Source organism: Acidovorax sp. GW835-FHT14B10, from assembly GCF_058793725.1.
Genome location: NZ_JBXAGC010000014.1, coordinates 1 through 17,408, shown reverse-complemented (window position 1 = coordinate 17,408; position 17,408 = coordinate 1). Strand labels below are relative to the sequence as shown.

General features: G+C 66.3%; 21 protein-coding genes. 9 read left to right on the top strand and 12 right to left on the bottom strand.

The genetic code is table 11. The features are described 5' to 3' along the window. Position 1: 1 nt before the first annotated feature. Positions 2 to 1,330, bottom strand: coding sequence for a signal recognition particle-docking protein FtsY (ftsY, locus tag AC1Q5S_RS12270; protein ID WP_303835388.1), 1,329 nt, complete (start codon positions 1,328 to 1,330; stop codon positions 2 to 4). Between the two features lie 28 nt (positions 1,331 to 1,358). Here ftsY and AC1Q5S_RS12265 point away from each other — a divergent pair, with 28 nt between their 5' ends. The 4 genes from AC1Q5S_RS12265 to coaD all read left to right on the top strand — a co-directional run bounded on the left by AC1Q5S_RS12265 (position 1,359) and on the right by coaD (position 5,612). Continuing rightward, positions 1,359 to 2,807 (top strand): M16 family metallopeptidase, encoded by a 1,449-nt coding sequence (locus AC1Q5S_RS12265; RefSeq protein WP_303835390.1) that lies wholly within the window; start codon positions 1,359 to 1,361, stop codon positions 2,805 to 2,807. A 21-nt stretch (positions 2,808 to 2,828) separates the two neighbouring features. Next, on the top strand, positions 2,829 to 4,202 hold the full coding sequence (locus tag AC1Q5S_RS12260) for a M16 family metallopeptidase (protein ID WP_303835392.1): 1,374 nt from the start codon (positions 2,829 to 2,831) through the stop codon (positions 4,200 to 4,202). After that, positions 4,199 to 4,909: a 16S rRNA (guanine(966)-N(2))-methyltransferase RsmD gene (gene rsmD / locus AC1Q5S_RS12255; protein WP_303835394.1), complete on the top strand. Its 711-nt coding sequence runs from the start codon at positions 4,199 to 4,201 to the stop codon at positions 4,907 to 4,909. Before AC1Q5S_RS12260 ends, rsmD begins: the two co-directional genes overlap by 4 nt. A gap of 202 nt (positions 4,910 to 5,111) precedes the next feature. Next, the gene (gene coaD, locus AC1Q5S_RS12250) at positions 5,112 to 5,612 is read left to right on the top strand and encodes a pantetheine-phosphate adenylyltransferase (protein ID WP_303835395.1); all 501 of its coding nucleotides are present in this window, start codon (positions 5,112 to 5,114) and stop codon (positions 5,610 to 5,612) included. Positions 5,613 to 5,633: 21 nt separating this feature from the next. Here coaD and AC1Q5S_RS12245 read toward each other — a convergent pair whose 3' ends face one another. From AC1Q5S_RS12245 to AC1Q5S_RS12220, 6 genes are all read right to left on the bottom strand, one after another. Continuing rightward, complete coding sequence (locus tag AC1Q5S_RS12245; RefSeq protein ID WP_303835397.1) at positions 5,634 to 6,716, bottom strand: zinc-binding metallopeptidase family protein; 1,083 nt, start codon at positions 6,714 to 6,716, stop codon at positions 5,634 to 5,636. A 173-nt stretch (positions 6,717 to 6,889) separates the two neighbouring features. Beyond that, the gene (locus AC1Q5S_RS12240; RefSeq protein WP_303835399.1) at positions 6,890 to 7,207 is read right to left on the bottom strand and encodes a BON domain-containing protein; all 318 of its coding nucleotides are present in this window, start codon (positions 7,205 to 7,207) and stop codon (positions 6,890 to 6,892) included. A gap of 105 nt (positions 7,208 to 7,312) precedes the next feature. Continuing rightward, entirely contained in the window at positions 7,313 to 7,867 is a 555-nt protein-coding gene (locus AC1Q5S_RS12235; RefSeq protein ID WP_422202787.1) for a ferritin-like domain-containing protein, read from the bottom strand. Positions 7,868 to 7,905: 38 nt separating this feature from the next. Beyond that, positions 7,906 to 8,295 carry a hypothetical protein gene (locus AC1Q5S_RS12230; RefSeq protein ID WP_303835403.1) on the bottom strand — a complete coding sequence of 130 codons (390 nt, stop codon included), beginning with the start codon at positions 8,293 to 8,295 and terminating at the stop codon, positions 7,906 to 7,908. Positions 8,296 to 8,363: 68 nt separating this feature from the next. After that, a complete protein-coding gene (locus AC1Q5S_RS12225) occupies positions 8,364 to 8,528 on the bottom strand; it encodes a DUF1328 domain-containing protein (RefSeq protein ID WP_092696998.1) in 165 nt (54 codons plus the stop codon). 215 nt (positions 8,529 to 8,743) lie between these two features. Then, positions 8,744 to 10,108, bottom strand: a complete 1,365-nt coding sequence (locus AC1Q5S_RS12220; protein WP_303835406.1) for a sensor histidine kinase — start codon at positions 10,106 to 10,108, stop codon at positions 8,744 to 8,746. A gap of 120 nt (positions 10,109 to 10,228) precedes the next feature. Between AC1Q5S_RS12220 and AC1Q5S_RS12215 the strand changes: the two genes are divergently transcribed. Further along, entirely contained in the window at positions 10,229 to 10,861 is a 633-nt protein-coding gene (locus AC1Q5S_RS12215) for a response regulator (RefSeq protein WP_303835408.1), read from the top strand. Positions 10,862 to 10,965: 104 nt separating this feature from the next. Here the strand turns inward: AC1Q5S_RS12215 and AC1Q5S_RS12210 are convergent, their stop codons facing one another. The 4 genes from AC1Q5S_RS12210 to gpmA form a co-directional block, all read right to left on the bottom strand. Then, entirely contained in the window at positions 10,966 to 11,382 is a 417-nt protein-coding gene (locus AC1Q5S_RS12210; protein WP_422202786.1) for a response regulator, read from the bottom strand. A gap of 113 nt (positions 11,383 to 11,495) precedes the next feature. Continuing rightward, positions 11,496 to 12,248: a HesA/MoeB/ThiF family protein gene (locus AC1Q5S_RS12205; RefSeq protein WP_422202785.1), complete on the bottom strand. Its 753-nt coding sequence runs from the start codon at positions 12,246 to 12,248 to the stop codon at positions 11,496 to 11,498. A gap of 76 nt (positions 12,249 to 12,324) precedes the next feature. Next, positions 12,325 to 13,761 carry a S41 family peptidase gene (locus tag AC1Q5S_RS12200; protein WP_303835432.1) on the bottom strand — a complete coding sequence of 479 codons (1,437 nt, stop codon included), beginning with the start codon at positions 13,759 to 13,761 and terminating at the stop codon, positions 12,325 to 12,327. Positions 13,762 to 13,869: 108 nt separating this feature from the next. After that, complete coding sequence (gene gpmA, locus AC1Q5S_RS12195) at positions 13,870 to 14,613, bottom strand: 2,3-diphosphoglycerate-dependent phosphoglycerate mutase (protein ID WP_303835434.1); 744 nt, start codon at positions 14,611 to 14,613, stop codon at positions 13,870 to 13,872. Positions 14,614 to 14,685: 72 nt separating this feature from the next. Here gpmA and AC1Q5S_RS12190 point away from each other — a divergent pair, with 72 nt between their 5' ends. The 4 genes from AC1Q5S_RS12190 to AC1Q5S_RS12175 all read left to right on the top strand — a co-directional run bounded on the left by AC1Q5S_RS12190 (position 14,686) and on the right by AC1Q5S_RS12175 (position 17,068). Then, positions 14,686 to 15,093 carry a rhodanese-like domain-containing protein gene (locus AC1Q5S_RS12190; RefSeq protein WP_303835436.1) on the top strand — a complete coding sequence of 136 codons (408 nt, stop codon included), beginning with the start codon at positions 14,686 to 14,688 and terminating at the stop codon, positions 15,091 to 15,093. 79 nt (positions 15,094 to 15,172) lie between these two features. Then, positions 15,173 to 15,433, top strand: coding sequence for a glutaredoxin 3 (gene grxC / locus AC1Q5S_RS12185; RefSeq protein WP_092696856.1), 261 nt, complete (start codon positions 15,173 to 15,175; stop codon positions 15,431 to 15,433). A 107-nt stretch (positions 15,434 to 15,540) separates the two neighbouring features. After that, positions 15,541 to 15,999 (top strand): protein-export chaperone SecB, encoded by a 459-nt coding sequence (gene secB, locus AC1Q5S_RS12180; protein ID WP_026434713.1) that lies wholly within the window; start codon positions 15,541 to 15,543, stop codon positions 15,997 to 15,999. Between the two features lie 55 nt (positions 16,000 to 16,054). Further along, positions 16,055 to 17,068 carry an NAD(P)H-dependent glycerol-3-phosphate dehydrogenase gene (locus AC1Q5S_RS12175; protein ID WP_422202784.1) on the top strand — a complete coding sequence of 338 codons (1,014 nt, stop codon included), beginning with the start codon at positions 16,055 to 16,057 and terminating at the stop codon, positions 17,066 to 17,068. A 38-nt stretch (positions 17,069 to 17,106) separates the two neighbouring features. On the opposite strand, the gene AC1Q5S_RS12170 is transcribed toward AC1Q5S_RS12175, so the two are convergent. Further along, positions 17,107 to 17,408: hypothetical protein (locus AC1Q5S_RS12170; protein ID WP_492238943.1), on the bottom strand; the 302-nt coding region annotated here is incomplete at its 5' end.

Genomic DNA, 17,408 nt, shown 5'->3' with positions numbered 1-17,408 from the left:
TTCAGGTCAACAGGGCCTGTGCGAATTCGCGCGCGTCGAAGGTTTCCAGGTCTTCGAGCTTTTCCCCCACGCCGATGAAGTACACGGGAATGGGGCGCTCCTGCGCGATGGCCGCCAGCACGCCGCCCTTGGCCGTGCCGTCGAGCTTGGTCACGACGAGGCCGGTGAGCTGCAGCGCATCGTCGAACGAGCGCACCTGGGCCAGCGCGTTCTGGCCGGTGTTGCCGTCAATCACCAGCAGCACCTCGTGGGGCGCCGTGGCGTCGGCCTTGGTGACCACGCGGCGGATCTTCTTCAGCTCTTCCATCAGGTGCAGTTGCGTGGGCAGGCGACCGGCCGTATCCACCAACACCACGTCCTTGCCGCGCGCCTTGCCGGCAGTGACGGCATCAAAGCTCACGGCAGCCGGGTCGCCGCCTTCCTGGCTCACGATCTCGACGGTGTTGCGGTCGGCCCATACACCGAGCTGTTCGCGCGCGGCGGCGCGGAAGGTGTCGGCCGCCGCCAGCAGCACGCTGGCCCCTTCGTTGGCCAGGTGCTTGGTGAGCTTGCCGATCGAGGTGGTCTTGCCCGCGCCGTTGACGCCCGCCACCATGATCACGGTGGGCTGGTGCTCGCCAATCACCAGGGCTTTTTCGAGCGGGCGCAGCAGATCGGCCAGCGCATCGGCCAGCAGGCCCTTGACGGCGGCGGGGTCGGTGGTCTTGCTGTCTTTCACGCGGCGCTTGAGGTCATCCAGCAGGTGCTGCGTGGCCTTGACGCCGGTGTCTGCCATCAGCAGGGCTTCTTCCAGTTCTTCATACAGGGCATCGTCGATCTGGGTGCCGGTGAACACGGTGGCGATGCTGGAGCCCGTCTTGCGCAGACCGGCCTTGAGGCGATCGAGCCAGCCCTTGCGTTCGGGGGGCATGGACGGCTGCTCGGCGGCAATGGGGGGCAAAGGCAAGGGCGGGGCGGCGACGGCGATGGGTGCGGTTGCCACCATGGGCGAAACGGGGGGGGGCACGGGCGCTGGCGCCGGCAGCTCGGCCGGCGGCGGAGATGCCACCGGGGCTGCTTCAGCTGCGGGAGCAGGCGGTTTGGCGGCGAACGGGTTGCGCAGCCAGCCAAGGCCACCGCTGGCCGCCGGCGGGGCCGTTGGGGGCAGGGTGGCTGCGGAGGGCGCTGGCAATGGCGCGGGCTGCGTGACCGGGGCGGCGGGTGCCTGCCCGGCGGGCGGAACCACCGGCAGTGGCGCGGGTGCGGCCTCCGGTGCAGCAGGGGTGGCAGGCGCAGCCGCAGCGGGCTGCGCGGGCGTGGGGGTGGGTTTTTTCTTGAAAAAACTGAACATTGGCGGGTACTTAGAATCACTCCATTCTATGAAACGTGCTTTCACCCTTCTGGGCCTGTTGGCCTGCCTGAGTGCCGGGGCGCAATCCCCGGTGTCCACCACCCTTTCCGCCACCCCTGCCGCGAACCCGCCAGCGGCCCCCACGGCCACGGCTTCCGGGGCACAGCAATTCACGCTGGCCAACGGCATGCAGCTCATCGTGCAGCCCGACCGGCGTGCGCCCACGGCGATGCACATGGTGTGGCTGCGCGTGGGTTCCATGGACGAGGTCGATGGCACCTCGGGCGTGGCCCATGTGCTCGAACACATGATGTTCAAGGGCAGCAAGACCGTGCCGCCGGGCGAGTTCTCGCGCCGCGTGGCGGCCCTGGGCGGACAGGAAAATGCCTTCACCAGCCGCGACTACACGGGCTACTACCAGCAGATTCCCTCCAGCCGGCTCGAGGACGTGATGCGCCTGGAGGCCGACCGCTTCGCCCACAACCAGTGGCCCGATGCCGAGTTCAAGAAAGAGATCGAGGTGGTCAAGGAAGAGCGCCGCATGCGCACCGAAGACCAGCCCCGCGCCGTGTTGGCCGAGCAGCTTTTTGCGACCACTTTCATCGCCTCGCCCTACCGCCGCCCGGTGGTGGGCTGGATGAGCGACCTCGATGCCCTGACGCCCGATGACGTGCGCCATTTCCACCGCCAGTGGTATGTGCCCGGCAACGCGGCGGTGGTGGTGGCCGGCGATGTGGACGTGGCCCGGGTGCGTGCCCTGGCCGAAAAATACTACGGTCGCCTGCCCGCCCGCGCCGTGCCGGCGCGCAAGCCGCGCGCCGAGCCCGTGCAGCAGGGCCTGCGCCGCATTGCCGTCAAGGCCCCGGCCGAGCAGGCCTATGTGGCCCTGGCGTTTCGGGTGCCTGGCATGGAGCGCGTCGAGGCGCTCACCGACGGCGACCGCGATGCCCTGGCGCTGATGGTGTTGTCGGCCGTGCTCAGCGGCTACGACGGCGCCCGCCTGGAGCGCGCCCTCAGCCAGGGCCCACAGCGCGTGGCCGACAGCGCCGGCAGCTCGGCCATGGTGACCGGGCGCGGCCCCAGCCTGTTCCTGCTCAGCGGCGTGCCCGCCGAGGGCAAGACGGCGCAGCAGGTCGAAGACGCCCTGCGCGCCGAAGTGGCCCGCGTGGCCCGCGAGGGCGTGAGCGAGGCCGAGCTGTCACGCGTCAAGACCCAGTGGATTGCCTCGACCGTGTACCAGCGTGACTCGGTGCATGGGCAGGCCCAGGACCTGGGCAGCAATTGGGTGCAGGGGTTGCCGCTCGATGCGGAAGAGCGCCTGCTGACCCTGCTGCGCACCGTGACGCCCGAGCAGGTGCAGCAGGTGGCGGCCCGGTATTTTGGTGACGACCAGCTCACGGTGGCCACGCTGCTGCCGCAGCCGCTGGACACCAAGCCCCGGCGCGCCGCACCGGCCGCTGGTGCCCCGCGCCACTGAATCCGCACCCCGAGGCATTGCATGATGACTATGAAAAAAATAGCTGCTCGCGCTTTACTCATAAGCGCTGGAGCACTTCTTGTGGCCAATTCAGCCTGGGCGCTGCTGCCCATCCAGCACTGGACCGAAGCCAACGGTGCGCAGGTCTGGCTGGTGGAAAGCACCGTCATCCCCATGGTGGATGTGCAGCTCGACTTTGATGGCGGCAGCCGCCGCGACCCGGCCGATCAGGCGGGCCTGGCCGGTGCCGTGGCCTCCATGGCCTCGAAAGGCGTTCTGGGCATGATCGGCGGGTCGGGTGTTGCCGGTGAGGGCGCACCACTGGATGAAAACGCGCTGGGCGAGGCCTGGGCCGACCTGGGCGCCAGCTTCGAGGCCAGCGCCGGCAGCGATGGCCTGCATTATTCACTGCGCTCGCTGACCGACCCCGCGCTACTGCAGCGCGCCGCTTTGCTGGCCGCCCGCCAGATGGGCGAACCCAGCTGGCCGACCGATATCTGGCAGCGCGAGCGCGCCCGCTGGAGCGCCAGCATCAAGGAGTCCCGCACCCGCCCCGCCACCCTGGCGGGCGAAGCCTTTGCCGCTGCGGTGTACGGCAACCACCCCTATGGCTACCGTGCCACCGAAGACACGCTGGCGCGCATCGAGGTGGCCGACATGCAGGCCTTCCATGCGCGCGCCGTGGCCGCCTGCAGCGCACGCGTGAGCATCGTGGGCGCCGTCAACCGCGCGCAGGCACAGACCCTGGTGACCACGCTGCTATCGCGCCTGCCGGCGCGCACGGCGGCCGAATGCGCACCGCTGCCGGCCGTGCCCGAAGTGGCCGCGCTCACCGCGCCGGCCGAGCAGCGCATCCCCTTTGCCTCGGCCCAGGCCCATGTGCTGATCGGCCAGCCCGGCTTTGCGCGCCGCGATCCCGACTTTCTGGCGCTGCTGGTGGGCAACCACATCCTGGGCGGCGGGGGCTTCACCTCGCGCCTGACCAACGAGGTGCGCGAAAAGCGCGGCCTGAGCTACAGCGTCTACAGCAGCTTTGCGCCCGGCCTGCATGCGGGCGCGTTCAGCATCGGCCTGCAGACCCGGCCCGACCAGGCAGCGCAGGCCGTGCAGGTTGCGCGCGATGTGCTGGCGCGCTTCGTGCGCGAAGGCCCCACCGAGACCGAGCTGCGCGCCGCCAAGGACAACCTGATCGGCGGCTTTGCACTGCGCATCGACAGCAACCGCAAACTGCTGGGCAACGTGGCCAACATCGCCTGGAACGGGCTGCCACTCGACTACCTGGAGCGCTGGACGGCACGCGTCGAGGCACTCACCGTGGCCGACATCCGCGCCGCCATGGCGCGCAAGCTGCAGCCCGAGCGCATGGTCACCGTGGTCGTGGGAGGCCAGCCATGAGCCGCTCCAGCCTGCGCCTGGAATCCCTGCCCGGCGGCCGCCTGGCCCGTCCCGCCAGGAACGTCCCCGCGGCCGAGCCCGATACCAAGGCGTCCAAGGACGCCAAGGCAGCCAAGAGCAGCGCCAGGAAAGACGCCGCCCCGCAGGCTGCGGGCGAAATCCGCATCATCGGCGGCCAGTGGAAGCGCACCCGCCTGCCCGTGGCCCAGCGCCCGGGCCTGCGCCCCACGCCCGACCGCGTGCGCGAAACCCTGTTCAACTGGCTGGGCCAGGACCTGACCGGCTGGCATTGCCTGGATGCATTTGCCGGCACCGGCGCACTGGGGCTGGAGGCGGCTTCGCGCGGCGCTGCCGCCGTGCAGCTGGTGGAAAACGACGCCGCCCTGGTGGCCCAGCTGCACAAACTGCAGGCGCGGCTGGCGGCCACGGCCGTGCGCGTGCAGCGCGGCGACGGCATTGCCGCGCTGCGGCAGGCGGCACCGGCCAGCCTGCACCTGGTGCTGCTCGACCCGCCGTTTGACAGCGCCTGGTTCGAGCCCTCCCTGCAGGCCGCCGCCAAGGCCGTGGCGGCAGACGGCTTCGTGTACCTGGAGGCGCCGCTGGCCTGGACCGATGAGGCACTGGCTCCGTTCGGGCTGGTGGTGCAGCGCCACCTGAAGGCGGGCGCGGTGCATGCGCACCTGCTTCAGCGGCGCGTGGTGGGTTGACGGCATCGCACTTGATGGCTATAAAAATAATAGCTTATTGTGCTTTCTGTATAAGCGTTAGAGCCTTTTTTCTTTGAAAAAAGAGGGGCATGCGCTGCGGCGCCTGCGCGTTGCAGTGCGCTGCATAATCCGCCCACGCGGCCCGGCCGGCCCCTGTGGGGCCGGGCCCCAAGTCCATCTGCCCACCAGGAGACCCCAGCCCATGGCCCACAACGTGCTCGCCATCTACCCCGGAACCTTCGATCCCCTCACGCTGGGCCATGAAGACCTGGTGCGCCGCGCGGCGCAGCTGTTCGACCGGGTGATCGTGGCCGTGGCCATTGCCCACCACAAAAAGACCCTGTTCAGCCTGGACGAGCGCATGGACATGGCGCGCGAGGCGCTGCGCGACTGCCCGCAGGTGAGCGTCGAGCCCTTTGATGGCCTGGTGACTGAGTTCACCGCTGCGCGCGGCGGCACGGCCATGCTGCGCGGCCTGCGCTCGGGCACCGATTTCGACTATGAATTCCAGCTGGCTGGCATGAACCGCGCACTGGTGCCGCGCATCGAGACGGTGTTCCTCACCCCCAGCAGCCAGCACCAGTTCATCAGCAGCACGCTGGTGCGCGAAATTGCCACGCTGGGCGGCGACGTGGCGCAGTTCGTCTCGCCCGGTGTGCACGGGCAACTGATGCGCAAGCTCCAACGTTCAGCGTCGGCCTGAGAGGCTGAGAGGCTGAGAGTTTCAGCCTGCGGTGGTTCGCACCAGCATGTCGTGCACAAAGCGCAGCTTGCGCAGCGCGCCGGGGGACAGGGCAAAGGGGTAGGCGTCGCTCTGCCCCAGGCTGCGGTTCAGGCTGTTGAGCAGCAGGGTCAAGGGCACCCACTGGCGCACCATGTCGTCAAACGCGGGTCGCGGGTCGGCAAAGGGGTCGGTCACCTGGTGGCGCTGGGTTGCGTGCGGGTCGGGCACGGACAGGCTGGTCTGGTAACTGGCCGCCGTTTCGAGCAGGTCCACCATGTGCAGGTAATGCGCCCAGGTTTCGGCCCAGTCTTCCCAGGGGTGCGAGGCCGCGTAGCTGCTGACATGGTGCGGACGCCAGTCGCCCGCGTCGTTGTCTTTGGCATAGTGGGCACCCAGGGCGGCGGCGTAATCGAGGCGCTCATCGCCAAACAGGCTGCGAAAAGCCTCCAGGCAATGGCCGTCGCGCACCAGCTGGTCCCAGTAGAAATGGCCCGATTCATGGCGCAGGTGGCCAATCAGGGTGCGGTAGGGCTCGCCCAGCGCCACGCGCCGCTGCGCGCGCTCGCCGTCGTCGGCTTCGGCTACGTTGAGGGTGATGGTGCCGCCGTGGTGGCCGGTGAGGACGGGCGGACCGCCGGGCCAGTCCGCCAGAAACTCGAACACCGGCCCGGATCGGCCCGGTGCGGGTTCCAGCCCCAGGCGGGCCAGCGTGTAGAAAAGCTGGCGCTTGGCCGCTTCGATCTGCTTCCATCGGCCCAGGTTGGCGGGTTCGGAGAGATCAGGCAGCACGCGCGTCTGGCGGCACGACACACACAGCGGGGAGAAATCATGGGCTGGCAGGGCGAAATTGCAGGCGTTGTAGGCGGTGTGGTTGCCGCACAGGCGATAGAGCCGCCCGCTGCAGTCCGCACTGCCGCGCAGCCCCATGCGGCGCCACAGGTCCGGCCCGTCCTGCGGGGCCGGGGCCAACGCCGCCATGCAGAGCAGCTCGGGCACAAAGGCGAGCGTGCTGCCGCAATGCATGCACTGCACGCTGTCAAAAAAAACCAGATGACCGCAATGGTCGCAATTGAATACCCGCATGGTGTTGCAGCTTAACCCCCTGCGGCCCGGCGCACCGCGGGCAAAAGAGAAAGCGTGGCGGCCAGTCAAAAAGGGCACAAGCGCCAAACCATCTGGTTCGGCGCTTGTGCCCTTTTCCTGCCACGCCCCGCCGCACGGCTTGCGCCGCTACCGACAGGATCGTGCGCGAACGCTCAGGGGCGCACAACAATGCTGTTGCGCACTTCCTTGACGTTCTTGGTGTTGCGGGCAATGGCTTCTGCCTGGTTCTTCTCGGCCTGCGATTTGGCAAAACCCGACAGCTGAACCGTGCCGTTGAGCGTTTCGACGCTGATGGCGGTGGCGGACACCGTTTTGTCTTCCGCCATCTTGGCCTTGACGGCTGTGGTGATGCCCGCATCGTCGATGTAAGCGCCAGCGGTTTGCTGGTTGCGCGCCACTGCGCAGCCCGTGGCGGTGACGACGGTGATGGCTGTGGCTGCGGCAAGGGCAAGGGCACGTGCGTATTTCATGGTGTATTCCTTCAAAGAGTGGAGACGCGGGTGCGAGGGAAAATCACAGCTTGCCGGCTTGTTGCACCCTCCGTGACCGGCTGGCTGTCGTGGCGCTGAAACGGGCTAGGTTTCCAGCAAATCCTTGAGTTCATCGGCATGCTCTTCTTCGTCGGCCAGTATGCCTTCGAGCATGCGCTTGGTGGTGGGGTCTTTGTCACCAATCAATGCAATCATCTGGCGGTAGGCCTCCACGGCAATGCGTTCAGCCACCAGGTTGGCCTTCACCATGGCCTTGAGGTCCGACGAGGTGTCGTAGTCGGCATGGCTGCGGGCGAGCAGGGTGTCGGGCGCAAAGTCGGGCTCGCCCCCCAGCTGCACGATGCGCCGGGCGATCAGATCGGCGTGGGTTGCTTCTTCGGTGGCGTGCACCATGAACTCCGCCGCAATGGCGGGCGAGGCCATGCCGTGGGCGGTGAAGTGGTGGCGCTTGTAGCGCAGCACGCAGACCAGCTCGGTTGCCAGCGCGTCGTTGAGCAGGCGCACGATGTCGTCGCGATGCTGGCTGAACGCGGGTGTGACCGCCCCGTCATCCAGGTGGCTGGTGGCCGCGGCTTTCAGGGCTGCTTCGTCCAGTTCCATGCCGGTCGCATGGGAGGGTAGAGGGCTGAGTTTTTTCATGGAGACACTTTCCATGGGGCGAAAAGCTCCGTGGTCGTTCAGGGGTTGCGGCGGCGTGACATCAGCAGCACAGCGGCTGTCACGGCAGCGCCAGCAGCGGCGGCAATGGCCACGGACTTGCCCGGCTGCTGCGTGACATAGCGTGTGGTGGCGTCAGCGGCCTGCCGAACCTGGTGGCGGGCGCGGGCACTGCTCTCGGCGCAGAAATCGATGCTGCGCGTGGCCAGGTCGTGGGCGCGGGCGGCCAGATCATCGATGACCGGGCTGGCTTCACGGCGCAGTTCGCGCACACCGGATTCGGCCTTGTCCAGGGATTCCCTGGCTTTGTCGCGTGTCGTCTGTACGGCGTCCTGGGCGCTTTGCAGCACGTTATCGGCGAGACTGCGCGCCCCGTCTGCAACTTTGGTCGTGGTGGATTCGGTATTCATGGGTTCTCTCCGAAGATGTAAAGGGTTGGGGAACACAATGGCTGTCGCAGGGCGGTGGGGCGCGGGGATCAGCCCTTTTTCAGCAGGCCCAGCACGAACGTCACGATGGCCATGATCACGAACACAAAGAACAGGATCTTGGCGATGCCTACGGCGCCTGCCGCAATGCCGCCAAAGCCGAACACAGCGGCGATGAGCGCGATAACCAGAAAGACAACGGCGTAGTGCAGCATTTCCATCTCCTTGAAGGTCGGTGTTGCCGTAGGTGAGGTGGCGCCAGGAATTGAGCGCCTGGGATGTACTGTAGGCAGAGCGGGCCGCTGCGCATGCCGGTGGCTGGCGCTCCCCCTTGTCGGCGCCAGGAGGGCCGCCTTGTAGGACACAGCCGACGGTGCCACCCTGCCTGAACGCCCCGCGCAGGCCGCAGCATGCCGGGGTGCGGGTGGAGTCAGCGGGACTTGGGCAGAACGGCCGACACCAGGGTGCCGTTGCCCGGGCGGGAGGTGAGGGTCAGCCGCCCGCCTGCGGCCTCCACCCGATGGCGCATGCCGGTCAGTCCATGCGACGCAATGCCCACGCTGGCGGGGTCGAAGCCTGCGCCATCGTCGCGCACCTGCACCGTCACATGGGTGGGGTGGTTGTGCACGGTCACCAGCACCTTGGTGGCCTTGGCGTACTTGCTGATGTTGGTGAGGGCTTCCTGCACCAGCCGGTAGACCGTCAGCTGGGTGGCCTCGGTCAGCTGCACGGACTCCAGGTTGGTCTCGATCTCGATCCCGGCGGTCTCGGCATGTTCGCGGGTCAGGATTTCAAGGGCCGTCGCCAGCCCCAGGTTGGACAGCGAGGAGGGGCGCAGGTCCTCGATGATGCGGCGCTTGAGGGCAATGCCGCTGTTGAGCGTTTCGGTCAGGTGCCGGAGGCGCTCGGCAACTTCGGGGGCCTGGTGGTCGATCTTCGACTTGAGCCGGGCGACGTCGAGCTTGGCGGCGGTCAGCAAGGCGCCCAGTTCGTCGTGCAGCTCGCGCGCCAGGTAGCCACGTTCGTCTTCGCGCACCTGCTGCAGGTGGCTGGCCAGCTCGGACAGCGAGGCGGTGCGCGCGCGGACCAGGCCTTCGAGCCGCTCCCGCTCACGCTCCAGCACTTCCTGTTCGCGCTGGTTCACCTGTTGCAGGGTGCGGGCCTGGCGCAGGTACATGTAGAACGCCAGCAGGCCGATGGATGTCACGGTCGCAATGCCGATGCGCGACAGCATCAGCGATTGCACAATCTGGCGGCGGCTCTCTTGCACCCTCTGGGCACTGCGATCGATCAACGCATGGGCCTGTTTGCGGATCGACTCCATGTGCTCCTTGCCCACGTCGGTGAACAGGATGAATTTCCAGGCATCCTCGTTGCCCTGCCGGCGCAGGCGCACGCTCAGCTCCATCTCGGCCAGCTTGCGTGAAACCTCGCGCGACAGGTGGGCAAACTGCTGCAGTTCATTGGGTGACTTCAGATACCGGTTGCGCAACTCGTCCAGATTGGTCTGCACCGTGACAACTGCCTTGTCATAGGGTTCGAGGTAGGTTTCGTTGCCGGTCAGCAGGTAGCCGCGCTGACCGGTTTCGGCGTCCAGCATGCTTTGCAGCAGGCGGTTGACCGCATTGCGGGTCTGCTGCCCTTCGTTCATGGCTTCCACGGCTTCCTGCGAGCGCATGTGCCCGGCTTCGTTGATGCCGATCAGCACCAGCGCAGCCAGCAAGGCAAAAGGCAGGCTGATGGCCATCGTGCGGCTTTTTCTGAGCCAGTGCCGGGAGTTTTCTTTGAACGTCATGCGGGGTGCTCGGATAATCGCGGGGAACTGCTACGCTGTCGCCTGCGGTGCAGATGGCGGCGCAAGCCTGTGCAACAACAACGACCTGGAGATGGCATGGCCACTTCCTGAAAGAAGCTCATGATCAAGATCGGCATTGTGGATGACCATGCGATTGTTCGGACCGGGCTGCGGCAGTTTTTGTCGGAGCATGTCGACTTTCGCGTGGAGGGCGAGGCGGGCAACGGCCGCGAGGCCATCGATCTCGTGCGCAACCATGAAATAGACGTGTTGCTGATGGACCTGTCCATGCCGGGTCAGAGCGGACTGGATGCGCTGGCCATGCTGCGGGCGAAGGCGCCCGACATGGGCATTCTCATCCTGAGTGGCTATCCCGAAGAGCATTACGCCATCAACCTGATCCGCCAGGGTGCCAGTGGTTACCTCAACAAGGAGTGCGAGCCTTCCGAGATCGTCGAGGCCATTCGCACCATTGCGCTGGGGCGGCGCTATCTCACGCCCGCCGTTGCCGAGTTGCTGGCGCAGCAACTGAACCGCAAGGACGATGTGCCGCCGCATGAGCAGTTGTCGGAGCGGGAATTCCAGGTGTTCCTGAAACTGGCCAAGGGCGAGACCGCCGGAGACATCGCCAAGGACTTGTCGCTGAGCGTGAAGACCGTGAGCACCTACCGCACGCGGCTCATGGAAAAGATGGTGCTGTCGTCCAACAGCGACCTGACCTATTACGCGCTGAAAAACCGGCTGATCGACTGAAGGGCGGGTCCCCCGGCCCCGTTGGCTGCGTGGGCAGCACTGGTCCTGCGGTGGCTGTGCCTTGTCAACGTCGCCCCGGCACGGTTTGCGCAGGGCAAGGGGTTTCACGGCATGTCCGGCCGGGGCGGCTGGTCCGCTGCGCTTTGTGCCTTGCTGCTGTGCTCGATGCAGTAGTCCACCAGGGCGTCGATTTCGTTGGACTTGTCGAACACCGCATCCACGCCAAGCTGCGCGCAGCGCATGCGCACATCGGGGGTGGCGTAGTTGCTCAGGACCACCATTTTCTGGCCCGGCTGGCGGGCCCGGCATGCCGCCAGCACGCCGAGGCCACTGCCCTGGCGCAGGAATAGATCCACGATCGCCAGATCCCACTGAGCGCTGTGGGCGGTCAGCCACTCCTTGCCTTCGTCTTCGGTGGCGCTGGCGCCGACCGCCTCCACGCAGGCGAGTTCCTCCAGCGTTCCGATCAGATTCTCCCGAATCGTGGCGTTGTCTTCAACAATGTAGGTACGCAGTTTCACAGCCTGATCCATGGGGTGCGACCGGTGCGGATGTGCCGGCGTCGTGCCTTAATTTAACGGGGGCGGTGCGGCAATTCTGCCAGCGGCCACAGGCTGAGGGCGTAGGACGTTTCTTACTTCAACGCTGCACACACCGGGCAGTGGGGGTGCCGGTTCAGGTGCATGGTGCTCCACTCCATGGCGCGACCATCGAGCATGAGCAGGCGCCCCGCCAGCGAGGGTCCCGCGCCGGACAGCAGTTTCAGCGCCTCGGCGGCCTGCATGGCCCCCACCACGCCAACCAGCGGTGCAAACACCCCCATGGTCGAGCATTGCACCTCTTCGAAAGCGGCTTCGGGCGGGAACACGCAGGCATAGCATGGCGAGTGCGCATCGCGCGGGTCCACCACGGTGATCTGGCCATCAAAGCGAATCACCGCACCGGCCACCAGGGGCTTGCCATGCCGCACGCAGGCGGCGTTGACCGCGTGGCGCGTGGCGTAGTTGTCGCTGCAGTCCAGCACCACGGTGGCCTGCGGCACCAGCGTGTCGAGCAGGGCGGCATCCGCGCGTGCCTGCAGCGCCGTGACCCGAACCTCCGGGTTGATGGCCGTGACGGCCTGTGCCGCCGACGCCACCTTGGGCTGTCCCACGCGGGCGGTGGTGTGGGCAATCTGGCGCTGCAGGTTGGTCAGGTCCACCACATCGTTATCGACCAGCGTGATGTGCCCGACACCGGCCGATCCGAGGAACAGCGCTGCCGGCGAGCCCAGGCCACCCGCGCCGATGATCAGGGCATGGCTGGCCAGGATGCGCTCCTGTCCTTCGATGCCCACCTCGTCGAGCAGGATGTGGCGGGAGTAGCGCAGGAGCTGTTCATCGGTCATGGTGTGGGCAGGAGCGTGGCGCGTGAAAAAGGCCGGGCTCCGTGGGCAACCCGGCCTCGGTGGCAGCAGAACTGTCTCAGTTCTCTTTCTTTTCTTCCTTGCGCTCGGTCAGTGTCTTGCTGACCAGCACGGGGCGGCCCTTGAACTGGTTCAGGGCCTGCGTCAGCTGGAAGTCCTTGTCGGTGCCGAACTCGGGGATCTTGCGTTCCGCCACCGGTTTCTTCGCTTCTTCCTCCAGGCGCTTGCGGGCTTCTTCGCGGGCCTTTTCGCGGGCCTCATCCTTTTGTTCCTCGCCCTGGCCGCTGCCCAGGTGCTTGTCGAGATCGGCCTCGCGCATGCGCAGCGCCGCAAACACATTGCCTTCTTCCGACTCATCGATCATCACGTCGGGCACGATGCCCTTGGCCTGGATCGACTTGCCGCTCGGTGTGTAGTAGCGGGCCGTGGTGAGCTTGAGGCCGGTGTCCGGACCCAGGGGGCGTACGGTCTGTACCGAGCCCTTGCCGAAGGTCTGGCTGCCCATGATGGTGGCACGCTTGTGGTCCTGCAGCGCGCCGGCCACGATCTCGCTGGCCGAGGCGGAGCCCTCGTTCACCAGCACGATCAGCGGCACCGTCTTGAGCGCTGCGGGCAACCGCTTGAGCGGATCGCTGCTGCCGCGGCGCTGGTAGAACTCGGGCGTGGCCTTGTAGGTGGCCTTGCTCTCGGCCAGCTGGCCGTCGGTGCTGACCACGGTGACGTTGGCCGGCAGGAACGCTGCCGAGATGGCGACGGCCGCATCGAGCAGGCCCCCGGGGTCGTTGCGCAGGTCCAGCACCAGGCCCTTGAGCTGCGGGTCCTGCTTGTAGATTTCCTCGACCTTGCGCACGAAGTCATCCACCGTGCGTTCCTGGAACTGCGACAGCCGCACCCAGCCGTAGCCCGGCTCGATGAGCTTGCCCTTGACCGACTGGGTCTTGATTTCTTCGCGCGTGATGGTCACGGGGAAGGTGCGGCTTTCGTCCTTGCGGAAGATGGTGAGCGTGACCTTGGTGGCGGGCTCGCCGCGCATCTTCTTGACGGCGTCGTTGAGCGACAGGCCCTTGACGGCGGTTTCGTCGATCTTGGTGATCAGGTCGTTGGTCTTGAGCCCGGCGCGAAAGGCAGGAGAGCCCTCGATGGGCGAGACGATCTTGATCAGGCCATCTTCCTGTGTGATCTCTATGCCCACGCCCACAAAACGGCCCGAGGTGCCTTCGCGGAATTCCTTGAAGGACTTCTTGTCGAAATACTGCGAGTGCGGGTCCAGGCTGGCGACCATGCCCGAGATGGCGTCGGTGATGAGCTTTTTGTCATCCACCGGTTCGACGTAATCGGTCTTGACCAGGCCGAACACGGCGGACAGCTGCTGGATTTCTTCCAGCGGCAGAGGCGCCATGGCGCCGCGCGCCACCGTCTGCAGGGACACCGTGGTCAGCGCTCCAGCCACCACGCCGATTGACACCCACCCTGCAATTTTGAGTTTGTGGCCCATAGAACACCTTTACCGCTTCGTTTCAATATACAACTTGGAAGGGCCGCGCCCGCTGCAGTTCCGTGCGGGCACTTGCTTTCGCAGGATTTTGCAGGTTTTGGCCCGGCTTTACGCTTTGCCCTGTGAAGCCACGGCGGCCGCGGCCCTGGCAGCGGCCTCGGCATCGCCCAGATAGTAGTGGCGGATGGGCTGGAGGTCGGCGTCCAGCTCATATACCAGCGGAATCCCGTTGGGAATGTTCAGGCCCACGATGTCGGTCTCGGAGATGTTGTCCAGGTACTTCACCAGCGCACGGATGGAGTTGCCGTGCGCCGCCACCACCACCCGTTTGCCCGAGCGGATGGCGGGCGCCATGGCCTCGTTCCAGAACGGCAGCACGCGGGCCACGGTGTCTTTCAGGCACTCGGTCAGGGGCACGTTGTCGGCCGCCACACCGGCGTAGCGGCGGTCGCCGCGCTCGCTGCGGGGGTCGGTGGCTTCCAGCGCTGGCGGGGGCGTGTCATAGCTGCGGCGCCACACCAGCACCTGCTCGTCGCCGTACTGCTTGGCCATGTCGGCCTTGTTCAGGCCCTGCAGGGCGCCGTAGTGGCGCTCGTTCAGGCGCCAGTCCTTGACCACGGGCAGCCAGGTGCAGTCCATTTCGTCCAGCGTGTACCACAGGGTGTGGATGGCGCGCTTGAGCACGCTGGTGAACGCCAGGTCGAATTCGTAGCCTTCGGCCTTGAGCAGTTTGCCGGCGGACATGGCCTGCGACACCCCGGTGGGCGTGAGGTCAACGTCTGTCCAGCCGGTGAAGCGGTTTTCAAGGTTCCAGGTGGATTCGCCGTGTCGGATCAGAACGAGTTTGTGCATGGTGTCCCTAGGGAAAGCGGGTCAAAACCATACATTTTAGAATTACGCGGTTTGCCAACCCAAGGAATCTTCGTGAAATTCGTTATCGATAACTGGTATCTGGTCCTCGTGGCACTCGCTTCGGGCAGCATGCTGCTGTGGCCGCTGCTCAAGAGCGCCAGTGGTGGATCGCTCACGCCCGCACGGGCCGTGCAGCTCATCAACCGGGAGAAAGCCGTGGTCATCGACGTGTGCGAGGCCGAAGAGTTCGCTGCCGGCCATGTGGGCGGTGCCAAGAATGCGCCGCTGGGCCAGCTCGAAGAGCGCCTGCCCACGCTGGTGAAGAACAAGGCCCTGCCGCTGGTGCTGGTGTGTGCCAGTGGCGCCCGCGCCCACCGTGCCGTGGCCATGGCCAAGAAGCTCGGCTACGACAATGCCCAGGCCATGGCCGGCGGCCTCAAGGCCTGGCGCGAGGCCAGTCTGCCGGTAGAAAAATCCTGAATTGCCCCCAGCTATGCGATGGCCGACAGGCTTTCGACTGGTTTTGTTGCCCTACAGGAAAAAAACAGGAAGGACCGCCATGCAACCCGTAAAGATGTACACCACCGCCGTCTGCCCCTATTGCGTCCGCGCCAAGCAGATACTCAAGGCCAAGGGCGTCGAGCAGATCGAAGAGGTCCGCATCGACACCGACCCCGCAGCACGCAGCCACATGATGGAGATCACCGGCCGCCGCACGGTGCCGCAGATCTTCATCGGTGACACCCATGTGGGTGGGCACGACGATCTGGTGGCGCTCGACGGCCGCGGCGGGCTGATGCCCCTGCTGGGCGCTGCCTGATCGGCTGCCCGGGCGCTGCATAATGCAACCCCATGTGCCCGCTGCGGGAGCTGCTCCCCGGCGGGTTTTGTTTTGCTGAAATTTTGTTAGAGCAGAGAGACTTCACCATGGCCGATCAAGAAAACCCCGTGTTCCAGATCCAGCGCGTCTACCTCAAGGACATGTCCCTGGAGCAGCCCAATTCGCCTGGCATCCTGCTTGAACAGGAGCAGCCCAGCGTGGACATCCAGCTCGGCGTGGAAGCCACCCCCGTGGCCGAAGGCATCTTTGAAGTGGCCGTCACCGCCACGGTGCAGACCAAGGTCAAGGACAAAACCGTGTTCCTGGTCGAGGCCAAGCAGGCCGGCATTTTCGAGATCCGCAACATCCCCGAAGACCAGATGGGCCCCATCATGGGCATCGCCTGCCCGCAGATCGTGTACCCCTACCTGCGCGGCAACGTGGCCGACATCGTGAACCGCGCGGGCTTCCCGCCCGTGCACCTGGCAGAAATCAACTTCCAGGCCATGTACGAGCAGCAGCAGGCCCAGGCCGCCGGCGAACCTTCGCCCATCATCACCCAGTGATGCGGTTCAGAGGCCATTGTGGTCTCTGGCGCTTGATGCATAAGCGCAAGCAGCTATGAAAATAGTCGTACTTGGTGCCGGTGCCTGGGGCACGGCACTGGCCATGGGGGCTGCCCAGCAACCGGGCGGTCACGCCGTCACCTTGTGGGCGCGCGATGGCCGGCAGGTGGCCGACATGCAGGTGCAGCGCCAGAATGCGCGCTACCTGCCGGGCATTGCTTTTCCCCCGGCGCTCGCGGTATCGGGTGCCGACCCGCTGGCGCTGGCGCGGGCGGCCGATCTGGTCATCGTGGCCACGCCCATGGCGGCGTTGCGCGCCATGCTGCGGGCCCTGCGCGGCTGCCAGGCCCCCGTGGCCTGGCTGTGCAAGGGCTTTGAAGCGGTGGCATCCGCTGATGCCGGGGCATTTGGGCTGCTGGCGCACGAGGTGTGCGTGCAGGAAGCTCCTGATTTAATAGCGGGCGTGCTCAGCGGCCCCAGCTTTGCACAAGAGGTGGCGCGTGGCCAGCCCACGGCGCTGGTGGCGGCCAGCCGGCACGCCGTGGTGCGTGATGCGCTGGTGACCGCCTTTCACAGCCCCAGCCTGCGGGTGTATGCCAACGACGATATCGTGGGCGTGGAAGTGGGCGGTGCGGTGAAAAACGTGCTGGCCATTGCCACCGGCCTGTGCGATGGGCTGAACCTGGGGCTGAATGCGCGCGCGGCCCTCATCACGCGCGGCCTGGCCGAAATGACGCGCCTGGGCGTGGCGCTGGGCGCACGGCCCGACACCTTCATGGGGCTGTCGGGCATGGGCGACCTGGTGCTCACGGCCACGGGCGACCTGTCACGCAATCGCCGGGTGGGCTTGCTGCTGGCGCAGGGGCAGAGCCTGCAGCAGGCGGTGGATTCCCTGGGCCATGTGGCCGAGGGCGTGTACTGCGCCCGCACCGTGGCCCAGCGCGCGGCCGGGCTCGGTGTGGACATGCCCATCACCCAGGCGGTGGTGGCGCTGCTCGATGGCCGCCTGGCCCCGGCCGATGCCGTAGGCCTGCTGATGGGGCGCGATCCGGGCTCCGAACTGCGCTGATCGGGCGGGGCGCTGCCGACCGGCGCCCCGGTGCGTGTTCAGAACACGCCAAACAGCATCAGCAACAGCACGATCGACAGCGGCACACCAAGCAACCACAGAATGACAGGCATCGCAATCTCCTTGAAAAAGTGATGCCTTGACCTTGGAGCCTTATATGGACGCCCCGAATAAGCCAAGCCCTCACTCACTGAAGTCAAGACGGTAGAGATTGCACCCGTATATCCGGACTTGCTGTGGCCGGGGCCACGGTCCCTGATGGGATTCGCTGGTGAATGTCCTATCGGTTTAGCGCACTCGAAGTGCCACGCTCTTATCGGATTGCATCCACCACGGTCTG

Bases quoted from the DNA above. Each gene is read 5' to 3' on its own strand.
- ftsY (WP_303835388.1), bottom strand. From the start codon at position 1,330: ATGTTCAGTTTTTTCAAGAAAAAACCCACCCCCACGCCCGCGCAGCCC.
- AC1Q5S_RS12265 (WP_303835390.1), top strand. From the start codon at position 1,359: ATGAAACGTGCTTTCACCCTTCTGGGCCTGTTGGCCTGCCTGAGTGCC.
- AC1Q5S_RS12260 (WP_303835392.1), top strand. From the start codon at position 2,829: ATGATGACTATGAAAAAAATAGCTGCTCGCGCTTTACTCATAAGCGCT.
- rsmD (WP_303835394.1), top strand. From the start codon at position 4,199: ATGAGCCGCTCCAGCCTGCGCCTGGAATCCCTGCCCGGCGGCCGCCTG.
- coaD (WP_303835395.1), top strand. From the start codon at position 5,112: ATGGCCCACAACGTGCTCGCCATCTACCCCGGAACCTTCGATCCCCTC.
- AC1Q5S_RS12245 (WP_303835397.1), bottom strand. From the start codon at position 6,716: ATGCGGGTATTCAATTGCGACCATTGCGGTCATCTGGTTTTTTTTGAC.
- AC1Q5S_RS12240 (WP_303835399.1), bottom strand. From the start codon at position 7,207: ATGAAATACGCACGTGCCCTTGCCCTTGCCGCAGCCACAGCCATCACC.
- AC1Q5S_RS12235 (WP_422202787.1), bottom strand. From the start codon at position 7,867: ATGAAAAAACTCAGCCCTCTACCCTCCCATGCGACCGGCATGGAACTG.
- AC1Q5S_RS12230 (WP_303835403.1), bottom strand. From the start codon at position 8,295: ATGAATACCGAATCCACCACGACCAAAGTTGCAGACGGGGCGCGCAGT.
- AC1Q5S_RS12225 (WP_092696998.1), bottom strand. From the start codon at position 8,528: ATGCTGCACTACGCCGTTGTCTTTCTGGTTATCGCGCTCATCGCCGCT.
- AC1Q5S_RS12220 (WP_303835406.1), bottom strand. From the start codon at position 10,108: ATGACGTTCAAAGAAAACTCCCGGCACTGGCTCAGAAAAAGCCGCACG.
- AC1Q5S_RS12215 (WP_303835408.1), top strand. From the start codon at position 10,229: ATGATCAAGATCGGCATTGTGGATGACCATGCGATTGTTCGGACCGGG.
- AC1Q5S_RS12205 (WP_422202785.1), bottom strand. From the start codon at position 12,248: ATGACCGATGAACAGCTCCTGCGCTACTCCCGCCACATCCTGCTCGAC.
- AC1Q5S_RS12200 (WP_303835432.1), bottom strand. From the start codon at position 13,761: ATGGGCCACAAACTCAAAATTGCAGGGTGGGTGTCAATCGGCGTGGTG.
- gpmA (WP_303835434.1), bottom strand. From the start codon at position 14,613: ATGCACAAACTCGTTCTGATCCGACACGGCGAATCCACCTGGAACCTT.
- grxC (WP_092696856.1), top strand. From the start codon at position 15,173: ATGCAACCCGTAAAGATGTACACCACCGCCGTCTGCCCCTATTGCGTC.
- secB (WP_026434713.1), top strand. From the start codon at position 15,541: ATGGCCGATCAAGAAAACCCCGTGTTCCAGATCCAGCGCGTCTACCTC.
- AC1Q5S_RS12175 (WP_422202784.1), top strand. From the start codon at position 16,055: ATGAAAATAGTCGTACTTGGTGCCGGTGCCTGGGGCACGGCACTGGCC.